This window comes from Streptomyces sp. NPDC050315 (assembly GCF_040655775.1).
GTDB lineage: Bacteria > Actinomycetota > Actinomycetes > Streptomycetales > Streptomycetaceae > Streptomyces.
The window spans coordinates 60,313-86,241 of sequence record NZ_JBFAKN010000005.1 but is presented as its reverse complement, the minus strand read 5'-3'; the positions used below and the strand labels follow the sequence as shown (position 1 = coordinate 86,241).

At 72.1% G+C, this 25,929-nt stretch carries 23 protein-coding genes; 8 read left to right on the top strand and 15 right to left on the bottom strand.

Translation table 11 applies throughout. The features are described 5' to 3' along the window. Positions 1-150 precede the first annotated feature (150 nt). Positions 151-1,206 carry a DUF3533 domain-containing protein gene (locus AB0I82_RS19310; RefSeq protein ID WP_363258503.1) on the top strand — a complete coding sequence of 352 codons (1,056 nt, stop codon included), beginning with the start codon at positions 151-153 and terminating at the stop codon, positions 1,204-1,206. A gap of 39 nt (positions 1,207-1,245) precedes the next feature. Here the strand turns inward: AB0I82_RS19310 and AB0I82_RS19305 are convergent, their stop codons facing one another. After that, positions 1,246-2,016 carry an SDR family oxidoreductase gene (locus AB0I82_RS19305; RefSeq protein WP_363258502.1) on the bottom strand — a complete coding sequence of 257 codons (771 nt, stop codon included), beginning with the start codon at positions 2,014-2,016 and terminating at the stop codon, positions 1,246-1,248. 155 nt (positions 2,017-2,171) lie between these two features. On the opposite strand from AB0I82_RS19305, the gene AB0I82_RS19300 reads away from it, so the two are divergent. Next, the gene (locus AB0I82_RS19300; RefSeq protein WP_363258501.1) at positions 2,172-2,813 is read left to right on the top strand and encodes a TetR family transcriptional regulator; all 642 of its coding nucleotides are present in this window, start codon (positions 2,172-2,174) and stop codon (positions 2,811-2,813) included. On the opposite strand, the gene AB0I82_RS19295 is transcribed toward AB0I82_RS19300, so the two are convergent. Beyond that, entirely contained in the window at positions 2,810-4,456 is a 1,647-nt protein-coding gene (locus tag AB0I82_RS19295; RefSeq protein WP_363258499.1) for an amidohydrolase, read from the bottom strand. The two genes, AB0I82_RS19300 and AB0I82_RS19295, sit on opposite strands and share 4 nt — an antisense overlap. A gap of 176 nt (positions 4,457-4,632) precedes the next feature. Here AB0I82_RS19295 and AB0I82_RS19290 point away from each other — a divergent pair, with 176 nt between their 5' ends. Together AB0I82_RS19290 and AB0I82_RS19285 are read left to right on the top strand one after the other, a co-directional pair. Then, positions 4,633-5,226, top strand: a complete 594-nt coding sequence (locus tag AB0I82_RS19290; protein WP_363258498.1) for a TetR/AcrR family transcriptional regulator — start codon at positions 4,633-4,635, stop codon at positions 5,224-5,226. A 136-nt stretch (positions 5,227-5,362) separates the two neighbouring features. After that, complete coding sequence (locus tag AB0I82_RS19285; RefSeq protein WP_363258497.1) at positions 5,363-6,127, top strand: metallophosphoesterase family protein; 765 nt, start codon at positions 5,363-5,365, stop codon at positions 6,125-6,127. A gap of 74 nt (positions 6,128-6,201) precedes the next feature. Here AB0I82_RS19285 and AB0I82_RS19280 read toward each other — a convergent pair whose 3' ends face one another. From AB0I82_RS19280 to AB0I82_RS19230, 11 genes are all read right to left on the bottom strand, one after another. After that, positions 6,202-7,269, bottom strand: a complete 1,068-nt coding sequence (locus AB0I82_RS19280) for a S1 family peptidase (RefSeq protein ID WP_363258496.1) — start codon at positions 7,267-7,269, stop codon at positions 6,202-6,204. Positions 7,270-7,579: 310 nt separating this feature from the next. Continuing rightward, positions 7,580-8,623: a slipin family protein gene (locus tag AB0I82_RS19275; protein WP_363258495.1), complete on the bottom strand. Its 1,044-nt coding sequence runs from the start codon at positions 8,621-8,623 to the stop codon at positions 7,580-7,582. Positions 8,624-8,859: 236 nt separating this feature from the next. After that, positions 8,860-9,759 carry a S1 family peptidase gene (locus AB0I82_RS19270; RefSeq protein ID WP_363258494.1) on the bottom strand — a complete coding sequence of 300 codons (900 nt, stop codon included), beginning with the start codon at positions 9,757-9,759 and terminating at the stop codon, positions 8,860-8,862. Positions 9,760-10,056: 297 nt separating this feature from the next. Further along, positions 10,057-10,842 (bottom strand): DUF1684 domain-containing protein, encoded by a 786-nt coding sequence (locus AB0I82_RS19265; RefSeq protein ID WP_363258493.1) that lies wholly within the window; start codon positions 10,840-10,842, stop codon positions 10,057-10,059. Between the two features lie 5 nt (positions 10,843-10,847). Continuing rightward, positions 10,848-12,161, bottom strand: a complete 1,314-nt coding sequence (locus AB0I82_RS19260; protein ID WP_363258492.1) for an NtaA/DmoA family FMN-dependent monooxygenase — start codon at positions 12,159-12,161, stop codon at positions 10,848-10,850. After that, the gene (locus AB0I82_RS19255; RefSeq protein ID WP_363258491.1) at positions 12,161-13,198 is read right to left on the bottom strand and encodes an LLM class flavin-dependent oxidoreductase; all 1,038 of its coding nucleotides are present in this window, start codon (positions 13,196-13,198) and stop codon (positions 12,161-12,163) included. Before AB0I82_RS19255 ends, AB0I82_RS19260 begins: the two co-directional genes overlap by 1 nt. 35 nt (positions 13,199-13,233) lie before the next feature. After that, a complete protein-coding gene (locus AB0I82_RS19250; protein ID WP_363258490.1) occupies positions 13,234-14,238 on the bottom strand; it encodes an ABC transporter substrate-binding protein in 1,005 nt (334 codons plus the stop codon). After that, positions 14,238-14,999: an amino acid ABC transporter ATP-binding protein gene (locus AB0I82_RS19245; RefSeq protein WP_363258489.1), complete on the bottom strand. Its 762-nt coding sequence runs from the start codon at positions 14,997-14,999 to the stop codon at positions 14,238-14,240. The genes AB0I82_RS19250 and AB0I82_RS19245 overlap by 1 nt, the downstream gene beginning before the upstream one ends. Beyond that, positions 14,996-15,886, bottom strand: coding sequence for an amino acid ABC transporter permease (locus AB0I82_RS19240; RefSeq protein WP_363258488.1), 891 nt, complete (start codon positions 15,884-15,886; stop codon positions 14,996-14,998). The genes AB0I82_RS19245 and AB0I82_RS19240 overlap by 4 nt, the downstream gene beginning before the upstream one ends. Continuing rightward, positions 15,870-17,747 (bottom strand): FAD/NAD(P)-binding protein, encoded by a 1,878-nt coding sequence (locus tag AB0I82_RS19235; RefSeq protein ID WP_363258487.1) that lies wholly within the window; start codon positions 17,745-17,747, stop codon positions 15,870-15,872. The genes AB0I82_RS19240 and AB0I82_RS19235 overlap by 17 nt, the downstream gene beginning before the upstream one ends. Then, positions 17,744-18,616, bottom strand: a complete 873-nt coding sequence (locus tag AB0I82_RS19230; RefSeq protein WP_363258486.1) for an amino acid ABC transporter permease — start codon at positions 18,614-18,616, stop codon at positions 17,744-17,746. The genes AB0I82_RS19235 and AB0I82_RS19230 overlap by 4 nt, the downstream gene beginning before the upstream one ends. 450 nt (positions 18,617-19,066) lie before the next feature. Between AB0I82_RS19230 and AB0I82_RS19225 the strand changes: the two genes are divergently transcribed. The 3 genes from AB0I82_RS19225 to AB0I82_RS19215 all read left to right on the top strand — a co-directional run bounded on the left by AB0I82_RS19225 (position 19,067) and on the right by AB0I82_RS19215 (position 21,232). Continuing rightward, the gene (locus AB0I82_RS19225) at positions 19,067-19,537 is read left to right on the top strand and encodes a GNAT family N-acetyltransferase (RefSeq protein WP_363258485.1); all 471 of its coding nucleotides are present in this window, start codon (positions 19,067-19,069) and stop codon (positions 19,535-19,537) included. Next, positions 19,534-20,460, top strand: a complete 927-nt coding sequence (locus AB0I82_RS19220) for an ABC transporter substrate-binding protein (RefSeq protein ID WP_363258484.1) — start codon at positions 19,534-19,536, stop codon at positions 20,458-20,460. Before AB0I82_RS19225 ends, AB0I82_RS19220 begins: the two co-directional genes overlap by 4 nt. Positions 20,461-20,776: 316 nt before the next feature. Further along, complete coding sequence (locus AB0I82_RS19215) at positions 20,777-21,232, top strand: cell division protein SepF (RefSeq protein WP_363258483.1); 456 nt, start codon at positions 20,777-20,779, stop codon at positions 21,230-21,232. Positions 21,233-21,284: 52 nt separating this feature from the next. Here AB0I82_RS19215 and AB0I82_RS19210 read toward each other — a convergent pair whose 3' ends face one another. After that, entirely contained in the window at positions 21,285-22,472 is a 1,188-nt protein-coding gene (locus tag AB0I82_RS19210) for an acyl-CoA dehydrogenase family protein (RefSeq protein ID WP_363258482.1), read from the bottom strand. A gap of 129 nt (positions 22,473-22,601) precedes the next feature. Continuing rightward, positions 22,602-24,227, bottom strand: coding sequence for an MFS transporter (locus tag AB0I82_RS19205; protein WP_363258481.1), 1,626 nt, complete (start codon positions 24,225-24,227; stop codon positions 22,602-22,604). Positions 24,228-24,591: 364 nt separating this feature from the next. Between AB0I82_RS19205 and AB0I82_RS19200 the strand changes: the two genes are divergently transcribed. Continuing rightward, a complete protein-coding gene (locus tag AB0I82_RS19200; RefSeq protein ID WP_363258480.1) occupies positions 24,592-25,776 on the top strand; it encodes a glycosyltransferase family 39 protein in 1,185 nt (394 codons plus the stop codon). Positions 25,777-25,929 lie beyond the last annotated feature (153 nt).

Below are 25,929 nucleotides of genomic sequence, written 5' to 3'. Positions count from 1 at the left end.
CTCACACCATAACGCTTTCTTCGAACGTCCGTGCGAACACATTCGTACGGACGTGTTCGCGCGACGCGCCGGACGCGCTCACCCGGCCGCATATCTCCCATGCGAAACGGAAGATATGGGACGAATAGCCACGAATACGAGGAGCGCCACATGGCCACAGCGGACGGCGACGGCACCCGCACCACCTTCACCGAAGAGCTGAAGGACGCCGTGTCGGCGCGGGCCGCGCTGCTGATCGTCGGAGTGCTGGCCCTGACGGCCGCGTTCATCGCCTCGTACGCGGGCGCCTTCCACTCCCCCAAGCCCCGGGACGTGGCGTTCGCGGTGGTCGCGCCCCCGCAGGCGCGCGGGCAGCTCGTCGCGAAGCTGGACCGGCTGCGGGGCTCGCCGCTCGACGCGCGCCCTGCCGGGTCGCGGGCCGAGGCCGTACGGCAGCTGAAGGACCGGGAGATCGACGGCGCGCTGGTGGCCGACCCGCGCGGCAAGCAGGACGAGCTGCTGGTCGCCGGCGGCAGCGGCAGCGCGCTCTCCGACGCGCTGCAGAAGGTCCTCACCAAGGCGGAGCAGGCGGAGGGGCGCACGGTCCGGACGACCGACGTGGCCCCGACGGACCCGCAGGACGCCCGCGGGCTGTCGTCGTTCTACCTGGTGGTGGGGTGGTGCGTGGGCGGTTACCTGTGCGCCGCGATCCTCGCGATCAGTTACGGGGCCCGTCCCACCAACGGCAGGCGGGCCGTCATCCGGCTCGGGACGCTGCTGGTGTACTCCGTACTGGCCGGGCTGGCCGGTGCGCTCGTCATCGGCCCTGCACTCGGCGCGCTGCCGGGCAGCGTCGTGGCGCTGTGGGGGCTGGGCGCGCTCATCGTGTTCGCGGTGGGCGCGACCACCTTCGCCTTCCAGGGCATCGCCGGGATCCTCGGCATCGGGCTGACCATCCTCGTGGTCGTGATCGGTGGCAATCCCAGCGCGGGCGGCGCCTATCCGTATCCGCTGCTGCCACCGTTCTGGCACGCCATCGGGCCCGCGCTGCCGCCGGGCGCGGGCACCTGGGCGGCCCGGTCGATCGCGTACTTCGACGGGCGGGCGATGGCGGGGCCGCTGCTGGTGCTCGCCGCCTGGGCGGTGCTCGCGGCGGTACTGACGCTGCTCTTCGCGGCCCTCTCCGTGGGGCGGGGCGCGATCGACCGGAGCGAGCCGCGCCAGTAGCCCCCGCACACCCGCCCCCGCACGGCTCACTCGCATATCTCACATATGCGTACCGCCATCAATCCGGATCTCCGTACCCGTGACGAAGGCGCCGTCCTCGGAAGCCAGCATCGCGATGACGCCCGCGACCGTCTCCGGGCCCGCGAAGCCCTCGCCGATGGCGGGTGCGAGCTTCATGAACAGGCTCATGTCGGCATCCTCGGGCAGGCCGGGCCCGCGGCCCGTCGTCATGCCGCTGGCGATGGAGCCCGGCGCGACGCACACCGCGCGCAGTCCCTGTTTGCTGTACTCGCTCGCGATCGCGTGGGTCATCGACTGGATGCCGCCCTTGCTCGCCGCGTACGCCGCCATGTACGGGTGCGCGAACGAGGCCGAGGTCGAGCTGAAGTTGACGATCACCGGCTTCTCGCCCGCCAGCAGGGCGGGCAGCGACTCGCGGATCATCAGGAACGTGCCGGTCAGATTGATGGAGACGACCTTGTTCCAGAAGTCCAGGGTGGTCTTGTGGGTGTGCTCGGACCGCAGGATGCCGGCCGCGTTGACCAGCACGTCCAGGCCGCCGAGCGCCTCCACGGCGGTGGCCACGCCGGCGACGACCGCGGCCTCGTCGGATATGTCCAGGACCGCGGTGGTGAGTCGGTCGCCCGCACCGTCCGCGGCGGCGCGTTCGGCGGTGGCCTTCAGGCCCTCCTCGCTGACGTCCGCCGCCACGACCCGGCCGCCCTCGGCGAGGACCCGGTGGACGGTGGCCTGTCCGATACCGGACCCGCCGCCGGTGATCAGTACGCGGCGGCCCTCATAGCGGTTCATGGCGTTCTCCGTTCTCGTCGGTGCGCGGCTTCTTCGGTGCGCGGCTCTCCGTTGAGCCGCAGCCGCGCCCATGAGGCACCGTACGCCTCAATGGCACACTGTGCCATCTTTGCACCTCATGCCACCTCGGCAGTACCGCGGCGTAGACTCCGGCCATGCCCACCGCACCTCCCTCCCGTCCGTCCACCCTCACCGAGCGGCGCAAGGCCGCGACCGAGCTGGAGATCGCCCGTACCGCGGCGGCGCTGTTCGCCGAGCGCGGCGTCGCCGTCACCGCGGAGGACATCGCCCGTGCCGCGGGCGTCGCGCCGCGCACCTTCTACCGCTACTTCCGCACCAAGGAGGACGCGGTCGCGCCGCTGCTGACGGGCGGCGTACGGGACTGGGCCGAGGGACTGGCCGAGCTGGCCGCGCGGGAGCCGGAGCTGCCGCTGGGCGAGGTACTGGAGCGGGCGGCCCGCGAGGCGCTGACACCCGCCGACGCGCGCGCCGAGGAGGCGCTGGAGTGGACCCGGGGCCTGCTGCACGCAATGCAGGACAATCCGGCCCTGCGCGCCGTCTGGCACCGTGCGCACCACGAGTCCGAGCTGGCGCTGATCGACGTACTGACCCGGACGACGACGGCCGGACCGCTGGAGGTACGGCTGACCGCGGCCGCGGCGGACGGCGCACTGCGGTCCGCGGTCGAGGTGTGGGCGGCGGGCGAGAGCGATGCGCCTCCGGCGGAGCTGGCCGGACGTGCCCTCCGTACGGTGGCGGCGGGCCTGCCGTGGCTCGCGGAGCCGCGGCGCGCCTAGTGTGAGTGCACCACCTCTCCCCCCACCACAACCACCTCCGCCACCGTCCCCGGGATTTCCTCCGGGGTGGTGCGCAGGATGTCGCGGGAGAGGATGACGAAGTCCGCCAGTTTGCCCACGGTCAGGGAACCGCGTTCGTTTTCGAGGAAGTTGGCGTATGCGGAGCCCATTGTGTAGCCGTGTACGGCGGTCTCGATGTCGATGGTTTCCTGGGGGCCCCAGGGGTCGCCGCCGCCCAGTGGCTGCCGGGTGACGGCGGTGTAGATGCCGATCATCGGGTCCATCTCGGCGACGTTCCAGTCGCTGGAGAAGGCCAGGACCGCGCCTGCTTCCTGCAGGCTGCGCAGCGGCCATGCCTTGTGCCAGCGGTCGGCGCCGACGTTCTCCGCCCAGTCCTGGCCGGGGCCGGCGATCTCGGGGGCGGCGTGCCGCGGCTGCATGCAGGCGACCACGCCCAGTTCGGCGAAGCGCGGGGTGTCGGCCGGGTCGAGGCATTCGACGTGGACGACCTGGTGGCGGGCGTCGCGCGGCCCGTTGAACTCCCGGGCGCGCTCGACCGCGTCCAGGACCGTACGGATGCCGCGGTCACCCGTCGCGTGCACGAAGCACTGGAAGCCGAGGGAGTCCAGTTCGGTCAGCAGCTCGGCGAACTCCTCGGGCGGGTAGAAGGTCTCGCCCCGGTGGTGGCGGCAGCCCGCGTACGGCGCGAGCAGCGCGGCGGTGCGCGGCTCGACCACGTCGTCGATGTAGAGCTTCAGGGGCCCGACGCTCAGCCGGTCGTCGTCGTACTTCTCGGCGGCGCGGGCGAACTCGACGAGGTCGGCGCCGGTGGTGCCGCGCGGGTGGAAGAGGGCGGCGACGAGGCGGGAGCGCAGTCGGCCCTCCGCCCGGGCGCGCTCGAACAGCGCCAGGTCGTCGAGGGAGTTCTGCGGCTCGACGACCGTGGTGATGCCGAAGCGGATCGCGTCGTCGAGACTGCCGGCCAGCCGCCGGTACTGCCGTTCGGGCGACGCCCACGGCACGCCGAGGTCGCGCAGCGCACGGTGGCCGTCCCGGGAGAGCCCGCGGACCGCGAAGTCCTTGAGGAATCCGGTGGGTTCGCCGGTCTCCGGGTCGGTCTCGGCACGCCCGTACGGCAGGTCCGTACGGTCCTTGGTGATGCCGAGGCGGCGCAGGGCCGCGGTGTTGAGCCAGGCGGTGTGCACGTCGTAGCTGAGGACGAAGGCGGGGGTGTCGCCCGTGACCGGGTCGAGGTCGGCGGCGCGCGGCATCCGGCCGCCGGGCAGCGCCGAGTAGTCCAGCGCCTCGGCCTCGATCCACTCGGCGTCGGGGTGGGCGTCGCGCCAGGTACGGATGCGGTCGTGCACCTCGTCGAGCGTGCGGGCCCCGGCCAGCTGTACGCAGGCGTCGTCGGAGCCGAGCCGTACGTGGTTGTGCGCGTCGATGAAGCCGGGCAGCACCAACTTGCCGTGGGCGTCGAGCACTTGGGTACTGCCGGCGATCCACTCCGCGGCCTCGGCGTCCGGGCCGAGCCAGGCGATCCGGCCGTCGCGCACGGCCAGCGCCCCGGCCTCGGGGAGCGCGGGGTCCACGGTGTGGATGCGGGCGTTGCGGAGGACGAGGTCGGCGGGCGGGCGAGACATACTGCGACTCCTGTGGGCTGTGAACGGCGTGCCAGACTTTGAACGGTGTTCTAATTACTTGAACGGCATTCAAAATGCGCCCGACGCCCCGCGCAGGTCAAGACCTCGCGGCGAATCCCCCGGGATAAGGTCGGGACGACGGACGCGCGGAACGGGACGAAGGGCAGGTCGGGGCGGTGGCACGACGGCGGGACGGGCAGGTCGCGGCCGACCGGATCCTGGAAGAGGCGATGGAGGCCATCGCCGAGGGCGGCCTCGCGGCGCTCACCATGTCGGCGCTGGCCCGGCGGCTCGGCACGAGCGGCGGCCACATCCTGTACTACTTCGGCAGCAAGGACCGGCTGCTGCTGGAGGCGCTGCGGTTCAGCGAGGCGAAGCTCGCCGAGGAGCGCCGGGCGCTGCTCGCCCGACGGCTCGGCGCCGTGCGGATGCTGGACGCCTTCGTCGGCCTCTACCTGCCGCGCGGGCCGCGCGACCCGCGCTGGATGCTGTGGATCGAGCTGTGGGCCCGTACGGTCGCCAACGAACCGCTGCGCGAGACGCAGGAGGAGCTCGACCGGGGCTGGCGCGACGATCTGGCCGCGCTGCTGGCGAAGGGCGTCGCGCAGGGCCGCTTCGCCGCCGGGGACTGCACGGGCCGCGCCTCCGAACTGCTCGCGCTGCTGGACGGGCTCAGTACGCGCGTGGTGCTGGGCCAGCACGGCGCGGACCGGGCCACGGCCCTGGCCACGGCGAAGTCGGCCGCGGCCCGGCTGGTCGAGCGCGTCTGACCGCCGCGCCGCCTACAGCCCACACCCGAACGCTCCCGCGCCACCCACAGCCCACACCCGAACCGCCTCCCGCGCCGCCCTCAGCTCACAGCCGAACCGCCTCCCGCACCCGCACGCCCCTGCCACCCTCTCCCCCATGACCGATACCGCCGCGGTAGCCGTCCTGTCCGACATCCACGGAGTCGCCCCCGCGCTGGAAGCCGTACTGTCCGAGCCCGACGTGCGCGCGGCGCGCACCGTCGTCCTCACCGGCGACCTGCTGTCCGGGCCGCTCCCCCGCGAGACCCTCGACCTGCTGCGCGGCCTCGGCGACCGCGCTGTGTGGCTGGCCGGAAACGGCGAACGCGAGCTGATCGCGAGCCACCGCGATCACCGCGCACCGGCCCCCGACGCGATCACGCCCTGGGCGGCCCGGCAGCTCTCCCCCGCCGACATCGAGCGGCTCGACGCACTCCCGGCGACCGTGACGCTGGACGTGCCGGGCCTGGGCGCGGTGCTCTTCTGCCATGCCACCCCGCGCGACGACACCGAGGTGCTGCTCGCCGACTCCCGGCCGGAGCGCTTCGCCGAGGTACTGGCCGGGGTGGCGGACGGCGTACGGACCGTGGTCTGCGGCCACACCCACATGCCGTTCGTCCGGATCGCGCACGGGCGGCTGGTGGTCAACCCGGGGAGCGTCGGAATGCCGTACGGGCGGCCCGGCGCGCACTGGGCGCTGCTCGGCCCCGGCGGCGACGCGGTCGCGCTGCGCCGGACGGGCTACGACCGGGACGCGGCGTGCGCCCGCATCGCCCGGGAGTCCGGCTTCCCGGGCGCCGCCCGGTGGGCGGAGATGTACGTACGGCACACCCACACCGCCGAGGAAGCGCTGGCCGCCTTCGGGCCGCTGGACGGGCGCTGACGGCGAGCGGCCCGGCTCCCGAAAGGGAGCCGGGCCGTGGAGCCGGGCCGTGACGCCGGCAGTGCAGGGAAAGGTCAGCCGATCTGCGCCCCGTACGCCTGCAGAGCCTCGGTGACCGGCTGGAAGAAGGTCTCGCCGCCCGAGGAGCAGTCGCCGCTGCCGCCCGAGGTCAGGCCGAGGGCCTTGTCGCCGGCGAACAGCGCGCCGCCGCTGTCGCCCGGCTCGGCGCAGACGTCGGTCTGGATCAGCCCGTCGACGGTGCCTTCCTGGTAGTTGACGCTGGCGTTCAGGGCCTTGACGGTGCCGTCGTGGAGCTGGGTGGTGGAGCCGCTGCGCTGGACGTTCTCGCCGACGGTGGCCTCGGCCGCGGCGGTGATGTCCTGGGCGCTGCCGTTGTAGAGGTTGACGGCGCTGGGGTGGTCGGTGTCGGCGGTGTACTTCACCAGCGCGTAGTCGTTGCCGGGGAAGCTGGAGTCCTCGGTGGCGCCGATCTCGCCGCCGCCCTGGGAGTCCGACCAGCTCTGGACCGCGTTGCCGCAGTGCCCTGCGGTGAGGAAGTACGGCTGGCCGTCCTTGACGACGTTGAAGCCGAGCGAGCAGCGCGAGCCGCCGCCCCAGATCGCGTCGCCGCCGGCGATGAAGGGCTTGAACTCCCCCTTGCTGTGGGTGAGCTTCACCTTGCTGCCGAGGCTGTCGACGACCTTGTTGAGCTTGGCGAGCTTTGCGCCCTTGACCGTGCGGTCGGCGGTGACGACGACCTTGTTGGTCTTGGGGTCGATGCCCCAGGAGGTGCCGGGGATGGTGGCCTTGGTCTTCAGGGTCTGCCGGGCGCCGTTCAGCTGGGCGAGGGTGTGCTGGACGATTCTGGGCTCGGCGCCCTTGGCCCGTACGGTGTCGGCCGCGGCCTCGTCCACGACGTTGACGACCAGCTTCTTGGCCTTGGTGTCGTAGTACGAACCGGCGGTGCCGTCGGTGAGCTGCGCGGCGAGCTTGCCGGCCGCGGTGGGCGTCAGCGAGAGCGGCTTGGCGGTGGGCGCGGGGGTGGCGTTGGCGCTGAGCGCGAAGCCGGCGGTGGCGGCGAGGGCGAGGGCGCCCGCTCCGGCCAGTGCGGCGCGGCGCTTGGGTATGCGTCGGTGCTTCAACTCAAGACCTCCCGTGGGGGGAAGGGCCCGCCGAATCGTGGGGGAAGCAGCGGGCCCTGAGGGGTGAGAGTCTGCGCCCGAGGTTCCGGACACGGACGTGGTTCGGGACACGGCGTGTACGGACCGACAGTCGCGTCCATGCCAATGCGCGACGCCGAGTATTCCCACCCGCCACATGCGTGCACAAGACCGGGTCCCGGTCTTGCGTACGACGATTCACCGTTCGTCCACGGGTTCTGCACACCGATATCTGTGCATGCCCGTCCCCTGTCCGGTATAGGGAGACCACGGAGTGTTACTTGGACGTGCGTTACGTGGACGTACCGTCCCGGCGCGTCCCCTCGTCCCCGGGCACCTCCACCTCAGGGATCTCGATGCCGGGTACCTCCACTCCCGGCAGATCGATGCCGGGCTCGATGCCGGGCAGCTCGTCCTCCGCCGCGTCCAGCGGGATCTCCTCGCGGCTCACGGCTTCCCGGGCCGTGTCCTCCCGGACCATGCGCTCTCTGCGCGGCCCTTCCGGGGCCGCGTCCTCGGGCGCCTGTTCACTCCCGCCGCGCGCCCGCTCGTACGCCTCCGTCTGCGCCTGGGCCTGGAGGCCGGAGCGCTCCAGGAAGCGGAGCAGTTCGACGGGGAAGGGCAGGACGAGTGTGGAGTTCTTCTCCGCGGCGACCGCGACGACGGTCTGCAGGAGTCGCAGCTGGAGCGCGGCGGGCTGGTCGGACATCTGCTGGGCGGCCTCGGCCAGCTTCTTGGAGGCCTGCAGCTCGGCGTCGGCGTTGATCACCCGGGCGCGCCGGTCGCGGGCCGCCTCCGCCTGCCGGGCCATCGACCGTTTCATGGTCTCCGGCAGCGAGACGTCCTTGATCTCCACCCGGTCGATCTGCACGCCCCAGCCCAGCGCGGGGCTGTCGATCATGACTTCCAGGCCCTGGTTGAGCTTCTCGCGGTTGGAGAGCAGATCGTCCAGGTCGCTCTTGCCGATGATCGAGCGCAGCGAGGTCTGGGCGACCTGGGAGACGGCGAAGCGGTAGTCCTCGACCTGGATGACCGCGTCGGCGGCGTCCACGACCTTGAAGTAGACCACCGCGTCCACCCGGACCGTGACGTTGTCGTGGGTGATGCCTTCCTGGGCCGGCACCGGCATCGTGACGATCTGCATGTTGACCTTGCGCATCCGGTCGATGCCCGGGACGATCATGGTGAATCCCGGTTCGCGTACGGCCGAGGCCAGCCGCCCGAGCCGCAGCACCACACCGCGTTCGTACTGCTTGACCACGCGGGCCGCCGCCATGACGTACACCGCGCCCGCCGCGGCCAGCGCCACGCCGGTGGTGACCAGTTCCTCGACCATCACGGCCCCCTAGACAGAGCTGTCCAGCCGTCCGAGTCGCACGTAGTTACACGGTATGCCCGGTTGCCGGGGCGGTCGAGTCCCGGGCGGGCGCCGCACGTCAAAGGGCCCCCGCTCGCCGCGGCGAGCGGGGGCCTACTGCTGCTGGCTGCAGTCCAGGGGCGCAGTATTCCTCAGTACGTGCGAAGTGCCGAGAACACTCATCCGGCCATGGGGAAGGGCCGGGGCGCGCGTGCTCAGTACACGCTGACGCCGTAGGCGCTCAGCGCCTCGGTGACCGGCTGGAAGAACGTGGTGCCGCCGGAGGAGCAGTTGCCGCTGCCGCCGGAGGTCAGGCCGTACGCCTTGGTGCCGTAGTACAGCGGGCCGCCGCTGTCGCCGGGCTCGGCGCAGACCGTGGTCTGGATCATGCCGTAGACGACGTCGCCGCCGCCGTAGTTGACGGTCGCGTTCAGGGCGGTGACGCGGCCGCTGTGGGTGCCGGTGGTGGAGCCGCGGCGGGTGACGGTCTGGCCGACGGACGGGGTGCCGGCGCTGGTGATGTCCTGGCCGCCGACGGTGCCCTCGTGCGAGACGGAGCCGGTGTACTTGATGATGCCGTAGTCGTTCGTGGGGAAGCTGGAGCCGGCGGTCGGGCCGATCAGCGCGCCGCTGCCGGTGGTCCAGGATGAGCTGCCCTCGGTGCAGTGGCCGGCGGTGAGGGCGTAGTAAGTGCCGCTGCTGTTGCGGACGTTGAAGCCGAGCGAGCAGCGCGAGCCGGACGTGTAGATCGCGTCGCCGCCCGATATGTACTTCTGGAACTTCCCGGTCGTGCGCTCGAAGCTGAGGGCGCCGGCGTTCACGCCCGCCGCCTTCTTGATTTTCGCTATCTCGGCCTGGGAGACGGTCTTGTCGACCGTGACGACGACCTTGTTCGTCGCCTTGTCGACCCGCCATGCGGTACCCGCGACATCGGCCGCGCGGACCGAGTCGTCGGCCGCGGACAGCTGTGTGGCACTGAACGTGGTGGCCGGTTGCACGTCGGCGCTGGCACTGGGTACGGCCACGGCGCCTGCGACGAGAAGGCCGGACGCCACGGCGATCAGCCGGGTGCGTCTGGTGACGCCGCTGCGGGGGGTGGTGCGCTCGTTCCTCACTTCTTCCTCCGAGGGGAATCGGGGGTCGCCTGTGGGCGGCCCGTGAGGCGCAGCCAGGCAGCACGGGTTCCGTTTTCCGCGTGCCCCTGACAAGCGCTGGACGGGAGTCTGGAGTCTCCGGGCGCGGTGCGCAAGAGGCTGTTTCCGGTCCGGCACATGACGGATGGCCCCGGCAGCGTCCGTTCCTGCTGCCGGGGCCGTCGTTCCGACCCCCTCGGTCGGATCTTCGACGTGCGGCCCGCCGATCCGGTTCCTGCGCGGCGGGTCCGGCGCCTCAACCGCCGCTGATACCGCGCCTCATCCGCCGCTGAGCTGCCGTTCTCCGGCCCGGAGCGCGAACGGGAGGGTGTTGCCAGGCGGCGGGAAGGGGCAGATGAAGTGGTCGGCGAAGGCGCAGGGCGGCAGCAGGGTGCGGTTGAGGTCGACGGTCACGGTGCCGTCGGCGGCGGGCGCGGGCGGCCGCAGGAAGCGGAAGCGGTAGCTCTCCGTGCCGCTGGTGGCGTCCGCGAGCACGGCCCACAGCGAGCCGTCGGCCTCCACCGCGGCCTGCAGGGTGTGCTCCGCGCCGTCGACGGTGAAGGCGAGTTCGCCGCCGAGGCCGAGGCCCCGCTCCCGGCCGTCGGCGTTCTCCACCTGGACCGTGCGCCCCTGCTCGTACGGGCGGAACCGGCCCGTCAGCCGCCACCGCGCGTCGTACGGGAAGGCGTCGATCCCGGCGAAGGCACGCAGCGCCTCGGAGTGCGGGTCGAAGACGCGGACGGCCCACAGGCCCTCGCGCCGCAGGACCACCAGCCGCCGGTCGCCGTGCGTGACGCGGGAGGTCTCCGGCGCGGCGTCCGCGCCGAGCCGCGCCTCGCCCACGAGCGGTACGCCGTCCAGGCTCAGCCCGTCCTGCGCGTCCGCGGTCAGGAGTACCGCGTCGCCGTCCTCGGCCCAGCGTCCGGGCACGCCCTCGATGCGGCCGCCGGGCTGGTCGGCGAGCCAGTGGGTGCCGGTCAGCGCCAGCGGCCCGGACGGCCGGGAGACGCTCCGCTCACGCTCGGCGCGCCACGCCTGCCAGTCCTTCTCTGCTTCCGTGCTCATGGTCATCAACCCTTCCATACCGGACGTGCCGCGGCCTCCGGCAGCCCCAGGTGCGAGCGGAGCGTGCCGCCCTCGTACTCCGTACGGAACGCGCCGCGCTCCTGCAGCAGCGGTACGACCCGGTCCACGAACTCGTCCAGGCCGCCGGGGGTGAGATGCGGTACGAGGATGAAGCCGTCGGCCGCGCCGGCGGTCACGAACGCGTCCATCTCGGCGGCGACCGTCTCCGGGGTGCCGATGAAGGACTGCCGGCCGGTCGCCTCGATGACGGTCTCGCGGAGGGACAGTCCCTTGGCCTCGGAGAGCGCGCGCCAGCGGCCGGCGATCTCCTGGGGGTCGCCGAGCCGGGTCCGCCCCTGGGTGAGCTTCGGCTCGGGCTCGGGGTCGAAGTCCGGGAGCGGGCCGTCGGGGTCGAGGTGGGAGAGGTCCACGCCCCAGACCTGTTCCGCGGTGAGCAGCGCGTTCTGCGGGGAGACCTGCTGGCGGCGGATGTGGTGGGCCTTCTCCTGGGCCTCGGCCGCGGTGTCGCCGAGCACGAAGGTGACGCCCGGCATGATCTTCAGCGAGTCGTGTGTCCGGCCGTGTGCGGCCAGCCGCCCCTTGACGTCGGCGGAGAAGGCGCGGCCCGCCTCCAGGGTGCCGTGCCGGGTGAAGATCACGTCGGCGGCGGAGGCGGCGAAGTCGCGGCCCGCCGGGGAGTCCCCGGCCTGGATGACGACGGGGTGCCCCTGCGGGCTGCGCGGCACGGTGAACTCACCCCGGATGTCGAAGTGCTGCCCCCTGTGCGCGAAGGGCCGCGGCGTCCCGTCCTCGGACCAGGAGTCCCACAGCTCGCGCGCGGTGGCGACGAATTCGGCGGCCCGGGTGTAGCGGTCCGCGTGGTCCAGATAGCCGCCCCGCCGGAAATTCTCACCCGTGAACGCGTCGGAGGAGGTGACCACGTTCCAGGCGGCCCGGCCGGCGCTGAGATGGTCCAGGGTGGCCAGCCGCCGGGCGAGTTCGTAGGGCTCGTTGAAGGTGGCGTTGACGGTGGCGGCCAGGCCCAGCCGTTCGGTGACCGCGGCCAGCGCGTTCAGTACGGTGAGCGACTCGGGCCTGCCCACCACGTCCAGGTCGTGGATGCGGCCCTTGTGCTCGCGCAGCCGCAGCCCCTCGGCGAGGAAGAAGAAGTCGAACAGGCCGCGTTCGGCGGTCCGGGCCAGGTGCACGAAGGAGGAGAAGTCGATCTGGGAACGGGACTCCGGGTCCTGCCAGACCGTTGTGTTGTTCACACCCGGGAAGTGGGCGGCCAGGTGCAGCCGCTTGCGTGGCGTGCTCATCAGGAGGCCTTTCCGGTGGCGTAACGGCTGGCCGGGCGCGCCAGCCCGAGGTGGTCGCGGAGGGTGGTGCCTTGGTACGAGCGGCGCAGCAGGCCGCGCCGGCGGAGTACGGGGACCGTGCCGTCGACCAGGCGGGCCAGGTCGCGTACGGGATCGGCGGGCCGGAGGTGGAAGCCGTCGGCCGCTTCGGTGCCGTGCCAGTCGGTGAGCAGCTCGGCGAGCCCGGCCGCGTCCCCCGGCGCCGGCAGCTCGACCGGCAGCGAGGCCAGGACTCGCAGCCGGTCCGGGTCCCGGCCCAATTCCTCGGCGCGGGCGCGCAGTTCGGCACGGGCCGCCGTCGCGGTGTCCGGGTCCTCGGCGCGGACCAGGGCGATGTCGGCGCGGGCCGCCGCGGTCTCCCGGGCCGCGTCCTCGGTGGCGTCGACGACGATGACGGGCCGGCCTTGCGGGGGCCTGGGGACGATGGAGGGGCCGCGTACGGAGAACGGCTCGCCGGTGGAGGACGTGCCGCGGAAGTCGACGTAGTGCAGCTTGCCGCGGTCGATGAACCGGCCGGTGGCGGCGTCCCGTATCTCCGCGTCGTCCTCCCAGCTGTCCCAGAGCCGGCCCGCCACGTCGGCCACATCGGTGGCCTCTCGCCACAGCGCGTCGGCGGGCGCTGCCGGGCGGCGCCCGAAGAGCGCGGCCTCGGCCGGGGTACGGGACACCTCGGCCCGCCAGCCCGCCCGGCCCCGGCTGACCCAGTCCAGGGTCTGCACGGCGGTGGCGACGTGGAACGGCTCGGTGTGGGTGGTGGTCACCGTCGGGACCAGCCCGATGTGTGCGGTGTGCGGCGCGACCCGGGCCAGTACGGCGAGGGCGTCCGGGCCCGGCCGGGCGAAGGTGTCGCCGAGCGTGACGAAGTCGAGGGTGCCGCGCTCGGCGAGCCGGGCGAGGCGTGTGTAGTGCGCGGCGTCGAACGGGCCCGGCGCGTCGGGGGTGTACTCAGGGGTGTCGAGCGCGACGGCGAAGTGCGGCTGCCGCTGGAGTGCGGACATGGGGGTACTCCTTCTCTGCGTGCTCTCCGTGGTGGTCACTCGGCGGTCCTGGGCAGTCCGCGCGGGTTGATCTCCGACTTCGGCACGGCTTCGCTCTCCAGGCCCCAGCGCTTGAGGACCTTCTGGTACGCGCCGTTGTCGATGACGTGCTGCAGGGCTGCCGCGTACGCGTCGACCAGGCCGTTGTCCTTCTTCGTGGTGGCGGCGATCTTCCCCTGGACGCCCTGGCCCGCACCGGAGAAGGTGCCGATGACCTCGGTCCTCCCGGTGGTCGCCGCGTGGTAGGCGGAGGTCGGGTTGGGGCCGAAGTAGGCGTCGATACGGCCCGACTGGAGCGCGAGGTAGTAGTCGGAGGGGTTCTTGTAGTACTTGATGTCGACGGGTGCGCGGCCCGCCTTCTTGTTCTCCTTGCTCCAGTCGACCAGGATCTTCTCCTGGTTGGTGCCGGAGTCGACGGCGATGCGCTTGCCCGCCACGTCCTTCGCGCCGCGTACCTTCCAGCCGCTGCCCTTGGCGGCTTCGAGGGCCAGCTCGTCCTTCCGGTACGTGGCGAAGTCGTACTTCTCCTTGCGCTCTTCGGTGACGGTGACGTTGGAGAAGACGCCGTCGAGCTTGCCGCTGTCCAGGCCGACGAAGAGGTTCTCCCAGGACAGCGCCTGGATGTGCGGTTCGAGGCCGAGGGTGTCGGCGACCAGCGTGGAGATGTCCCGCTCGACGCCGATGAGGGTGCGGTCATCGGTGGCGTAGAAGGTCAGCGGGGGCGCGCTGCCGGTGCTCTGGCCGAGGTTGAGGGTGCCGCGCTCCCGTATGCGGGCGGGTACCAGCGCGGCGATCTTCGGGTCCTTCTTCACATGGACGCGGTGCTGTTCGGGGCCGGTGTTGACCTTGAGGGCCTTGCTGTCCGCACCACCGCCGGCGGCCGGGATCTCGGCCTTGCCGCTTCCGCAGGCCGTGAGCAGGAGGGAGCCGGCGGCCAGGGCGAGGGCGGCGGTCAGGGCGTGGCGGTTCACGTGGGTACCTCTCTTGCGATGACGCAGCATCAGATGACCTTGGACAGGAAGGACTTGGTGCGCTCCTGGCGCGGCGCGTCGAGCACCTGGGAGGGCGGTCCCTGCTCCACGACGCGCCCTTCGTCCATGAAGACGACCGTGTCGGCCACCTCGCGGGCGAAGCCGATCTCGTGCGTGACGACGATCATGGTGGTGCCCTGGTGCGCGAGGTCCTTGATGACGTCGAGGACCTCGCCGACCAGCTCCGGGTCGAGCGCCGAGGTCGGCTCGTCGAAGAGGAGCAGCTTCGGTTCCAGGGCGAGCGCGCGGGCGATGGCCACCCGCTGCTGCTGGCCGCCGGAGAGCTGCTTGGGGTAGGCGTCGGCCTTGTCGGCGAGGCCTACCCGTTCGAGCAGCCGCCGGGCGGTGGCCTCGGCGTCCTTCCGGGGCTTCTTCAGGGCCGAGACGGGCGCCTCGGTGATGTTCTCCAGCACGGTCAGGTGCGGGAAGAGGTGGAAGTTCTGGAAGACGAAGCCGATGTGCGTGCGCTGCTTGAGGATTTCGCGCTCGCGCAGCTCGTAGAGCTTGTCACCGGACCTCCGGTAGCCGACCAGCGCGCCGTCCACGCTGACCTGCCCACTGTCGACCTTCTCCAGGTGGTTGATGGTGCGCAGCAGTGTGGACTTGCCGGAGCCGGACGGGCCGAGGACGACGGTGACCTCGCCGGTGCGGACGGTCAGGTCGATGCCGCGCAGTACCTCCACGGACCCGAAGCTCTTGGTCACGGACCTGATGTCGACCATCGCGGTCATCGCGTGGCCCCCTTCGCGAAGTGTCGTTCGATGGCGTGCTGGACGAGGGAGAGGGCGCCGGTGAGCAGGACGTACCAGACGGTGGCGACCATCAGGAGCGGGACGACCCGGCCGTTGCGCCCGTAGATGACCTGGGCCTGGTAGAAGAGCTCGCCGATCGCCATGACGGAGACGATGGAGGTGCCCTTGAAGAGGGAGATGACCTCGTTGGCGGCGTTGGGCAGGATGCCGCGCATGGCCTGCGGCAGCACGATCCGGCGGAGCTGCCGCAGCCGGGGGATGCCGAGGGCCGCCGCGGCCTGCGTCTGGCCGCCGTCCACGGCCAGCACGCCGCCGCGCACGATCTCCGCGGCGTACGCCGCCTGGTGCAGCGCGAGCCCGAGGACGGCCGCGCTCATCGCGCCGACCAGCCCGGCCGTGTCGAAGGAGACGAAGCCGGGGCCGAACGGGATGCCGATGTCGAGCCGCTTGTAGAGGTAGGCGAGGTTGAACCAGAACAGCAGCTGGACGATGAGCGGGACGGCGCGGAAGATCCAGATGTAGCCGACGGCCACCGCGCGCAGGAACGGGCTGTCCGACAGCCGCATGAAGGCGAGGACCAGCCCGAGCAGGAAGCCGAGCGCTGTGCCGTAGACGGTGAGCTGGAGGGTGGTGCCCACCGCGCGCAGGATGGTGTCCGCGGTGAAGTACTGCGCGAAGACCGGCCACTCCCAGCCGGGGTTGGTGAGCAGCCCGTGGGCGAACTGGGCGAGGAGGACGGCGGTGAGCGCGCAGGCGATCCAGCGGCCCGGGTGACGGACGGGGACGATCTTGAGGGCGGCCTCCGGCGCGTCGGTACGGGCGCGTCCGGGGGCCTCGCTCAGCGGCGGGTCACTGGTCAGCGGCATGGGATTCCTTGGTCGTTCGGGCGGTTCGGGCAGTGCGGGTGGTTCCGGCGGCGAGGAAGGCGAGCAGGGTGCGCGCCGTGGCGTCGTTCTGACGGAAGGAGGGGGCATTGGTACCGGGGCGGGTGAAGGCGCCCGAAGCGCGGGCGTCGGTGTGCGGGCCGAGCGCGAAGCGGCGCGGATGGGCCCGGCCGGTACGGTCCAGGACCCGGCCGTCCGCGGCGTCGACGCGCAGCAGCCCGCCGGGCGTGGCGGCGGCACCGTCGGCGTACAGGCCGCGCAGCAGCGCGTCCCGGCTGTCCACGACGGACGGTTCGGGGAGCCGGGCTTCGACGAGCGCGCGGGCGGTGACCTCGGCGCCGGGCAGGCTCGCGCTCCGGGCCCGGTAGACCCCGTGCGAGGCGTCGGCGGTGACCGAGACATCGGCGCCGAGGAACTTCACGACGCCGGCCCGGGAGAGCGCGAGCAGCTGCCGCAGCCGGGGCCCGGGCGGGCCGGACGCGAGGTAACTGAAGAAGCCGTGCCACCACGGGCCGCGGTCGCCGATCCGCATCAGCTGCCCGTAGACGGACAGCAGCGCGAGGAAGACGGCCTGGTCGGGGCTGTACGCGGGGTCGTGGCGGCGGTCCAGGTCGGCCTGGATGTACGCGCGCAGGCCCTCCTGGAGCGCCGCCTCGCTCGCGAAGCGCACGCCGTCCAGCGGGTGGTCGAGCGCTTCGAGGTCGAGGCGGTCGGCGGGATCGGGCACGGAGGCGGCGACCAGTGCCTGGAGCGCCGCGCTGCCGTGGTCGGTGGCCGCGTACTTCTCCTCGAAGTCGGCCCAGTGGACGGCGGTGCGCTCCGGGTGGGCGGTGAACAGCCGGTGGTAGTGGGCGAAGCCCAGCTCCTTGGCGATCAGCGGCCACACGTCCCGCGCGAAGTCGGGCCCGCCGGGCAGGGCGAGCAGCGCTTCCACCTCCGCGGGCCCGAAGAACCGCGGCAGCGGCGGACGTTCGCCGGTCCACCCGTACCCGATCTTCGAGTGGTACGGCACACCGCGCCGCGACCCGACGTGCAGCACCGGCTCCTCGCCCGAGGGCAGATACGCGAGCTCCCCGTCGGGCCGGGTCAGATAGCGGCCGCCGCGGCCCTCGGTGAGCAGGATCATCAGGTCGACGAAGGCCAGGCCCATGCCCCGTACCAGTACCGGCTCGCCCGCGCGCAGCCCGGACAGGTCGCTGTCGGCGGTGAAGTCCGCGGGCAGGTACGTCAGTCCGTGCTCGGCGGCGAAGGCGGACAACGCCCGCTGTTCGGGCGGTGGTTCGGCGCCGAGATGGCCGAGGGTGAGCACGACGAGGTCGGCGACGAGCGGGTCCGGGCGGCCCGCCAGCCAGACCTGCTGGCGGCCCTCGCGCGGGCCCGCGACGCGGACGGCGCGCTGCCGGTGCTCGTGCACGGTGACGCCGGGCGGCAGCTCCTCGACCGCCCGCGCGTACACCCACTCCAGGTAGCCGCTCTGCAGCCGGCGGCCGGCGAAGTCCCGCGGCCCGAGCGCACCGGCCGCCGCCGCCAAGTCGGGCGCCACCTCGACGGCGCCGTCCCTGACCTGCTGCGCCCAGGCGGCGAGCGTGGGCCCCGGCCGGACCGGTCCGGCCATCTCCACCGAGTCGTCGGTGAACATCGTGACGTCCTCGGCGGTGGAGTTCATCCACAGCAGCGGGGACTGGTCCTGCCGCCAGATCCGGCCGCCGCCGGGCGGATGCGGGTCCACGAGGTGGATGTCCAGCTCCCGGTCGCCGTACAGCTCCGCGGCGTTGGCGGCGATCCGTTCCAGCAGTCCGGTCCCCCGCGGCCCGGCTCCCACGATCACCAGGGACGGCCTCATCGGGTGCGCTCCGCACCGCGCGCGTAGTGCCGCTCCAGGTAGTACTGGCCGACGCTGAGCAGCGAGGTGATCAGTACGTACCAGAGGGTGGCGACCAGCAGCAGCGGGATGACCTGGTAGGTGCGGTGGTAGACCAACTGGACGGAGTACAGCAGGTCCTGGACGGCGATGACGCTGACGATCGAGGTGCCCTTGAGGGTGCCGATCAGCATGTTTCCGGCGGGCGGCACGATCGAGCGCATCGCCTGCGGCAGCACGATCCGCAGGCCGCGCCGCCACCGGCTCAGGCCGAGGGACTGCGCGGCCTCCAGCTGGCCGCGGTCGACGGAGAGGATGCCGCCGCGGACGACCTCGGCGGCGTACGCGGCCTCGTGCAGGGTGAGGCCGATGAGGGCGACGGTGAGCGGCCCGAGGAGGTTCACGGTCTTGATGCCGAGGATGTGCGGGTACAGCGCTCCGATGTTGAACCAGAACAGCAGCTGCACCAGGATCGGCATGGACCGGAACAGCCAGACGTAGCCCCAGGCGACGCTTCTGAGCACGGGGTTGGCGGACAGCCGCATCGCGGCGAGCAGCGTGCCGAGCGCGAAGCCGAGCACCATGACCAGCGCGGTGAGCCAGAGCGTGAGGCCGAGGCCGCGCAGCACGGCCGTGGTGAGGAAGTAACCGGCGACCACGTCCCACTGGAACGCGTCGTTGCGGACGACGGAGGTGGCGGCGAGCGCGAGCAGCGCCAAAACGAGCGCTGCGGCGGCCCATTGGCCGGTGCGGCGGCGCGGGACGATGCGAGGTGCCGGGGCGGGCCGCGGGCCGGGCGGTGCCGGAACAGGGGTGTCGAGGGTGCCGGAGACCGGCTGTACGGAAGGCATGCGAAGGCTCCGTGGATGCAGAGATCGAACACGGGTGAAACGCCTTCACACAGGCTTCAACAACGGTCGAGCCCCTCAGCACGACCGGCCCTTGAGGCTATGGCGGGGGTACCGCGCCCTGTCAAGCCTGTCCACACTGTGGGAATCGAATCTCACAGGCAGTTGACGCGGAAACGGATGCCTGCTCCACTTGGCCGCATGTACTCATGGCAGCGGCTGGTCACACGCGACCACATCGACTTCGGTCGAGTGTGGTCGTCGTCCTGTTGAGCTGACCCCCTGCCCTCTGCCCGCCGCCTTCTGCGGCCGGGCTGTTTCGCGGCCCTGATCCCGTTCCCCTGACCTGATCCCGCCGCGCCTTCACACACTTTTCCGCGCCTCCCCTCGGCGCACCCTTGCCTGCTCTCCCCTGGGACGCCCGTGACCGATCTGGCCCCACACCCCACTGACTTGACGGTGCGTCACACCACCGTCACCGACCCGCTGGCCCGCCCGCTCCTCGCGGAGCTGACGCACGAATACAGCACCCGTTACGAGAAACCGGTCGACCTCGATCTGGAGTACCCACCCGAGGAATTCGCCCCGCCCGGCGGCGCGTTCCTGCTGCTCCTGGAGGACGGCCGACCGGTGGCCGGCGGCGCGTACCGGCAGTACGACGCCACCACCGCCGAACTCAAGCGGATCTGGACCGACTCGGCACACCGCCGCCGGGGACTGGCCCGGCAGGTGCTGCGCGCACTGGAAGCCGACGCGGCGCGCCGCGGATACGTCCGGCTGTACCTGACCACCGGGCCCCGGCAGCCGGAGGCCAAGGGCCTGTACCTGGCGGCCGGTTACCGCCCGCTCTTCGACCTCACGGCCGACCCGGAGTCGATCGGCCCGCTGCCCTTCGAGAAGTACCTGGAGACCCCGCACCCATGAGCCCGAACGCCCTCAGAGCCTCCGTACTGCTGGCCGGCATCTCCCTCGTACTGACCTCCTGCGCCGCGCCGAAGGAGACGGCGAACACGGCCGGCACATCCGAAGCCGACATCCCCACCACCGATGTGATCAAGGACGTCGGGAAGGACCCGGCCGCCGCGAAGCTGCTGCCGGAGGCCGTCCGCACCCGCGGCACGCTCACCCTCGCCACCAGCGTCGGCTCGCCGCCCGGCGCGGCCTACCTGCCGGACGGGAAGACCGTGGCCGGCCAGGACATCGACTTCGCCGACGCCACGGCGAAGGTCCTCGGGCTGCGCCTCAAGCGCGAGGTGGCGAGCTTTGAAGCGATCCTGCCCGCGCTCGGGAGCGGCAAGTACGACCTGGGGACCGGCAACTTCGGCGTCACCCAGGAGCGTCGGAAGACGGTCGACTTCGTCACGTACATCAACGACGGGCAGGGCTTCGCGGTCCGCGACGACAGCCCGCTGAAGAAGGTCACCGACCTGACACAGTTGTGCGGCCGGACCGTGGCCACCTCGGCGGGCACGACCTTCGAAGCGACGCTGGAGGCGAACCGCCCGAAGTGCGCGCGGGCGGGCAAGAAGCCGTACGAGGTCAAGACCTACGCCGACCAGGGCGCACTGTGGATCTCCCTCCAGCAGGGCCGCAGCGATGTCGTCATGAGCACCATCAACGGGCTGCGCTACGCGGTGCGGCAGCAGCAGGGGCTGCGCTTCCTCAACGAGTACCAGCGTCTCGACGTGGGCTTCGCCTTCAAGAAGGGCAGCGCGCTCACGCCTGCCTTCCGGGCCGCGGTGAACCGCCTGAAGAAGGACGGCACGTACGACCGCATCCTGAAGAAGTGGGGCACGAGCAGTTCGGCGATCGACGCCTCCCGGATCAACCCGCCGGCGAAGGGATGACGCGCACTCACGTCACGGCACTCCACGCCGGCTGACCCGTCAACGCGCATATGCCCTGGTCCCCTCCTTACGGACCCATTCTTTCCGGTATGTTTCACTCTGTCCTGCCGGAGGGGGCCAAGGGGGCGCGCACCCCGTGTGACACCCTTCGCACAGTCAGTTCGCGGTCGTCGCCTTGAAGCTGACGCTGTGCCATCCTCATTGCACCAGATGTGTCACGAACCCCCCATGCGGCGGCTATCCACTTGGCACATCATCCGCGTCATGGCCGACCATAGAGGGGCGGACAGCACACCGCGGGAGAGAGGAGGCGTCCATGGGATCGGTGCGCAAGGCGAGTGCGTGGCTTGGCCTCGTCGACGACAACGATGACGAGCGTTACTACGACGACGACTACGCCGAGGGAGCCGAGGCCGAACAGACGGGCGGCAACTCCTGGGTGACCGACCCCCGCGTGCGGGTGGCCGACCAGACCGCGCAGCAGCAGGGCACGCGAATCGCCACGATCACGCCGGACGGCTTCCGGGACGCCCGCGGGATCGGCGAGCTCTTCCGGTCCGGTGTGCCGGTCATCGTGAACCTCACGGCCATGGAGTCCACCGACGCCAAGCGCGTCGTCGACTTCGCCGCGGGGCTGACCTTCGGGCTGCGCGGCTCCATCGAGCGCGTGGCGACCCGCGTTTTTCTCCTCACCCCGCCCGACTACCGGATCGTGAGCGGCGGCGAGGCCACGGGCCGCGGCCGCCAGGGCGGGTTCTTCAACCAGAGTTAAGGGTTCTCTTGCGGACCGGCGGGTGCCGGTCCGCAGGAGAGCGCCGGCCCGCTTACCGGAACGCGTCGAGCCCGGTGAGCGCCTTGCCCAGCACCAGCTGGTGCATCTCCACGGTGCCTTCGTAGGTGAGCACCGATTCCAGGTTCGTCGCGTGCCGCATGACGGGGTACTCCAGCGAGATCCCGTTCGCGCCCAGGATCGTGCGCGACGTACGGCAGATCTCGATCGCCTCCCGCACGTTGTTGAGCTTGCCGAAGCTGACCTGCTCCGGGCGGAGCTTCCCCGCGTCCAGCCGGCGTCCGAGGTGGTGCGCGAGCAGGACACCCTTGTGCAGCTCGACCGCCATGTCGGCGAGCTTGCCCTGGGTGAGCTGGAAGCCGCCGATCGGCTTCCCGAACTGCTCGCGGGTCTTCGCGTAGTCCAGCGCCGCGTCGAAGCTGGCGCGGGCCGCGCCCATCGCGCCCCAGACGATGCCGTACCGGGCGTGGCTGAGGCAGCTGAGCGGGCCGCGCAGGCCGGTGACCTCGGGGAGCACCGCGTCGGCGGGCAGCCGTACGTCGTCCAGGACCAGCTCGCTGGTGACCGAGGCGCGCAGCGACCACTTGTGCTTGATCTCGGGGGCGGAGAAGCCGGGGGTGTCGGTGGGGACGATGAAGCCGCGGACGCCGTCGTCGGTGCGGGCCCAGACGACCGCGACGCCGGCCACCGAGCCGTTGGTGATCCACATCTTGCGGCCGTTGAGGACCCAGTCCGAGCCGTCGCGCTTGGCGTACGTGCGCATTCCTGCCGGGTCGGAGCCGTGGTCGGGCTCGGTCAGGCCGAAGCAGCCGATGGTCTCGCCTGCCGCCATGCCCGGCAGCCACCGCTGCTTCTGCTCCTCGGAGCCGAAGCGCCAGATGGCGTACATGGCGAGCGAGCCCTGGACGGAGACCAGCGAGCGGATGCCGGAGTCGGCGGCCTCCAGCTCCAGGCAGGCCAGGCCGTACTGGACGGCGGAGGCGCCCGCGCAGCCGTAGCCGGTGAGCGACATGCCGAGCGCGCCGATCGAGCCGAGCTCGCGGGCGAGCTCCCCGATGCCGGGCAGCTCGCCGTCCTCGTACCACTGGGCGATGTGCGGCAGCACGCGGTCGGCGGCCCACTGGCGGACCGTGTCGCGGACGGCCTTGTCCTCGTCGGTGAGCAGGTCGTCGATGCCCAGCGGGTCGGCCGGGTCGAAGGGCGGCAGGGTGGATGCGGACATGAGGATGTGCCTCCTGCGGCTGCGCGAAAAACTAGCAGTGGTAGTTATTGCTCACGGCAGACGTTACGACGCGCACGGGCGCGCCACAAGAGGGCCCGCGACGGGCCCGCACAAGAAGGGAGGCGGCGCTCAGCGCCCGGACGCCGCGGGCTCGGGCTCGGCATCGTGGCCCGGGCCCGGCACTTCCCCATCGGCGCGCTCCGCCGCGTCGGCCGCCCGCCGCGGCAGCCGCAGCGCTATCGCCGCGCCGATCAGCAGCAGCACCGCGCTGGCCACGAGCGTGACGTGCAGACCGTGCACGAAGGACGCGCGGGCCGCCTCGCGGAGCGCGTGCCGCGCCTGCGCCCCGAGGCCGCCGGCGACCTGGTACGCCTCGCCGAGCGAGTGCCCGGCCGCGCGGCTCGCGCGGTGCGGCACACCGGCGACGCGGTGCAGTCCGGGCGCGTAGACGGCGTTCATGACGCTGCCGAGCACGGCCACGCCGATGCCCGCGCCGAGCTGGTAGGAGGTCTCGCCGATGGCCGCCGCTCCCCCGGATGCCTCGGCGGGCGCCTCGCTGAGCATCGATTCGTACGCGCCGAACAGCGTGGACTGGAAGCCGAAGCCGAGCAGGACGAAGCCGGCGGACAGCTGCCAGGGGTGGTCGTGCGTGCCCAGCGCGGTCAGGCACAGCACCGCCACGGCGGTGAGCACAAAGCCCGCCGAGACCATCACCCGCGGGCCGAGCACCTGCAGCATCCGCGAGCCGGTGAGCCCGGCCGCCATCGCGGCGAAGACCAGCGGCAGCATCCGCAGCCCGGTCTCCAGAGGGCTCATGCCGAGCACGAGCTGCAAGTACTGCACGGCTATGAGCTGCAGTCCGACCAGGGCCAGCATCGCCAGCACGATGCAGCCGACGGACGTGCCGAAGGCCGGGCGGGCGAAGAGCCGCATGTCGATCAGGGGGTGCGCACGGCGTCGCTGGCGGTGCACGAAGAGGGCCAGCAGCACCACTCCGACCAGCATGGGACAGAGCGTCGTCCAGCCCACGACATGCTCGCCGCTGCCGATCCGCTTCACGCCCAGTACCAGCCCGAGCACGCCGAGCGCCGCGATGACCGCGCCGAGGACGTCCCAGGGGCCGTTCCGCTCGCCCCGGGACTCCGGCAGCAGCCAGCGGCCGACCAGCAGCATCACGGCCATCATCGGGATGTTGATGAGGAAGACCGAACCCCACCAGAAGTTCTCGACCAGGAAGCCGCCGAGCACCGGGCCGACGGCCGCGCCGACCGCGGCGACCGCGCTCCACACGCCGATGGCCACGGCCCGCTCGCGCCGGTCGGGGAAGACCTGGCGCAGGATCGACAGCGTCGCGGGCATGATCATCGCGCCGCCGACGCCCAGCAGGGCGCGGGCCACGATGAGGATCTGCGGGTTCGGCGCCAGCGCGGCGCCGGCCGAGGCAATCGCGAACAGCCCGTAACCGAAGAGCAGTATCCGGCGTCTGCCGACTCTGTCGCCGAGCGTCCCGAACAGGATCAGCAGGGACGCCGCGATGAGCGGGTAGACGTCGACTATCCAGAGCAGTTCGACCGGACCCGGTCGCAGGTCCTCGGTGACGGCAGGCACCGCGACGTAGAGGATCGTCGTGTCGAGGGCGACGAACAGCAGGCTGACGCAGAGCACGATCAGCACGGTCCAGCGGTTCGCGCCGCCGCCGCGATGCCGGGTGACACCAGTCGTCCGCTTCTTGCCGGACGTGGTCGTCCCGGACATGTACGCACCTCCTGTCGAGCACTCGCAGCCGCGCACGACGGCACGACGAACACCCCGGGGGAACCGGCGGCACGGGCGAGTTGTGAAGAAAGCCTACGCGAGTCGCCGGGCGGGACACATGGCTCACCTCACGATGAGATGCTCATCGCAAGGGCCGGGTGTTCTCATACCCACTGGACAGGGCACTGGCTACCATTCGCCGCCGACTCCTTCGGGGGACCTCCGCACCCCCTATTTTTTGGGGGCCCCACCCCCTATGACGCGTCGGACCTCACTCGCTATGACGCGTCGGCGCACCCCCGGCGCCCGCTCCGATCCGGCCATCGTGCCGCCAGGACCCCCGCCCACCTGGATAATCGGATTGATGACCGATCTCGCTTTCTCCGCCACCGCGGGTCCGGCCGCGGCAGGCAGAGGCGCCGGGGCCGCGCTGCGCCGTGCCGCGCCCGCCCTGGCGGCGTACGCGGCGATCCGCCTGCTGGGCCTCGTGGTCCTCGCCGCCTGGTCGGCGGCGGCAGGAAAGGACTGGCAGACCCTCCTCTCCGCCCGCTGGGACTCGCTCTGGTACACCCGCGTCGCCGAGCAGGGCTACGGCTACGCCGTCCAGCTGCCCGGCGGCGAGGTGCACTCCAATCTCGCCTTCTTCCCGCTGCTGCCGTGGCTGGAGCGGGGCCTCTCGGCGCTGCTGCCGATCTCGGCGGCCGGCGCCGGGCTGCTGGTCAGCGCGGCCGCCTCGGTGGCCGCCGCGTGGGCGCTGTACGCCACGGGCGAGCGGCTGCACGGCCCGCGGGCCGGGGTGACGCTGGCCGCGCTGTGGGCGGCGGTCCCGATAGGCATCGTGCAGTCGATGGCGTACTCGGAGGCGCTCTTCACCGCGCTCGCGGCCTGGGCGCTGTACGCGGTGCTGACCGAGCGGTGGCTGTGGGCGGGCGTGCTGACCTCGCTGGCCGGGCTGACCCGGCCGGTGGGCGCCGCGGTCGTCGCGGCCGTGTGGGCCGCCGCGGCGCTCCACCTGTGGCGCGAGCGCTCCCGTGCGGGCCGGGTGACCTGGCGGCGGCACGGCCCGCTGCTCGCCGGGGTGGCGCTCGCCCCGCTCGGCTGGTGCGGCTTCTTCCTCTGGGTGGGCGCCCGCGAGGGCAGCCTCACCGGCTACCTCGACGTCCAGGCGGGCTGGAACAACGGCTTCGACGGCGGCCTCGCCTTCGCCGCCTTCACCTGGCGGCTGCTGACGGGACCGGCGTGGCCCGCCGCGCTCGCGCTGATCGTGGGCGTCGCCCTGGTGCTCTGGCTGTACGTGCTCGGCGTGCGGCAGGGGCGGCCGGTGCCGCTGCTGGTCTACGGCGGCCTGGTCCTGGGCCTGGCGCTGACCGCCAAGGGCTACTTCGGGTCCAAGCCGCGGCTGATGCTGCCCGCGTACCCGCTGCTGCTGCCGCCGGCCGCCGCGCTGGCCCGGTGGCGCCGCCGGTACGCCGCGGCCGTCCTCGGCGTCCTCGCGGCGGGCTCGGCGGTGTACGGCGCGATCTGGCTGAACGGCTCGGGCCCGCCATGACCGGACCGGCGAACACCCCGTAACACCCCGGGAAATGCGCGATAAACACGGACCGGGGAAATGCATTCGGCCTCTTGGCCGGGCGGCCACACGGATGCCCCGCGGCCGAAAGAGCGATTTAGTGAATTCTCTTGGCAGGGCCCTGGCGAATGG

What these genes read in the sequence shown, in the direction of transcription:
- AB0I82_RS19210 (WP_363258482.1), bottom strand. Translation starts at nt 22,472, where the DNA reads ATGTCCGCATCCACCCTGCCGCCCTTCGACCCGGCCGACCCGCTGGGC.
- AB0I82_RS19260 (WP_363258492.1), bottom strand. Translation starts at nt 12,161, where the DNA reads ATGAGCACGCCACGCAAGCGGCTGCACCTGGCCGCCCACTTCCCGGGT.
- AB0I82_RS19215 (WP_363258483.1), top strand. Translation starts at nt 20,777, where the DNA reads ATGGGATCGGTGCGCAAGGCGAGTGCGTGGCTTGGCCTCGTCGACGAC.
- AB0I82_RS19230 (WP_363258486.1), bottom strand. Translation starts at nt 18,616, where the DNA reads ATGCCTTCCGTACAGCCGGTCTCCGGCACCCTCGACACCCCTGTTCCG.
- AB0I82_RS19200 (WP_363258480.1), top strand. Translation starts at nt 24,592, where the DNA reads ATGACCGATCTCGCTTTCTCCGCCACCGCGGGTCCGGCCGCGGCAGGC.
- AB0I82_RS19300 (WP_363258501.1), top strand. Translation starts at nt 2,172, where the DNA reads ATGCCCACCGCACCTCCCTCCCGTCCGTCCACCCTCACCGAGCGGCGC.
- AB0I82_RS19245 (WP_363258489.1), bottom strand. Translation starts at nt 14,999, where the DNA reads ATGACCGCGATGGTCGACATCAGGTCCGTGACCAAGAGCTTCGGGTCC.
- AB0I82_RS19305 (WP_363258502.1), bottom strand. Translation starts at nt 2,016, where the DNA reads ATGAACCGCTATGAGGGCCGCCGCGTACTGATCACCGGCGGCGGGTCC.
- AB0I82_RS19250 (WP_363258490.1), bottom strand. Translation starts at nt 14,238, where the DNA reads ATGCTGCGTCATCGCAAGAGAGGTACCCACGTGAACCGCCACGCCCTG.
- AB0I82_RS19285 (WP_363258497.1), top strand. Translation starts at nt 5,363, where the DNA reads ATGACCGATACCGCCGCGGTAGCCGTCCTGTCCGACATCCACGGAGTC.
- AB0I82_RS19255 (WP_363258491.1), bottom strand. Translation starts at nt 13,198, where the DNA reads ATGTCCGCACTCCAGCGGCAGCCGCACTTCGCCGTCGCGCTCGACACC.
- AB0I82_RS19205 (WP_363258481.1), bottom strand. Translation starts at nt 24,227, where the DNA reads ATGTCCGGGACGACCACGTCCGGCAAGAAGCGGACGACTGGTGTCACC.
- AB0I82_RS19310 (WP_363258503.1), top strand. Translation starts at nt 151, where the DNA reads ATGGCCACAGCGGACGGCGACGGCACCCGCACCACCTTCACCGAAGAG.
- AB0I82_RS19275 (WP_363258495.1), bottom strand. Translation starts at nt 8,623, where the DNA reads ATGGTCGAGGAACTGGTCACCACCGGCGTGGCGCTGGCCGCGGCGGGC.
- AB0I82_RS19235 (WP_363258487.1), bottom strand. Translation starts at nt 17,747, where the DNA reads ATGAGGCCGTCCCTGGTGATCGTGGGAGCCGGGCCGCGGGGGACCGGA.
- AB0I82_RS19220 (WP_363258484.1), top strand. Translation starts at nt 19,534, where the DNA reads ATGAGCCCGAACGCCCTCAGAGCCTCCGTACTGCTGGCCGGCATCTCC.
- AB0I82_RS19265 (WP_363258493.1), bottom strand. Translation starts at nt 10,842, where the DNA reads ATGAGCACGGAAGCAGAGAAGGACTGGCAGGCGTGGCGCGCCGAGCGT.
- AB0I82_RS19240 (WP_363258488.1), bottom strand. Translation starts at nt 15,886, where the DNA reads ATGCCGCTGACCAGTGACCCGCCGCTGAGCGAGGCCCCCGGACGCGCC.
- AB0I82_RS19295 (WP_363258499.1), bottom strand. Translation starts at nt 4,456, where the DNA reads ATGTCTCGCCCGCCCGCCGACCTCGTCCTCCGCAACGCCCGCATCCAC.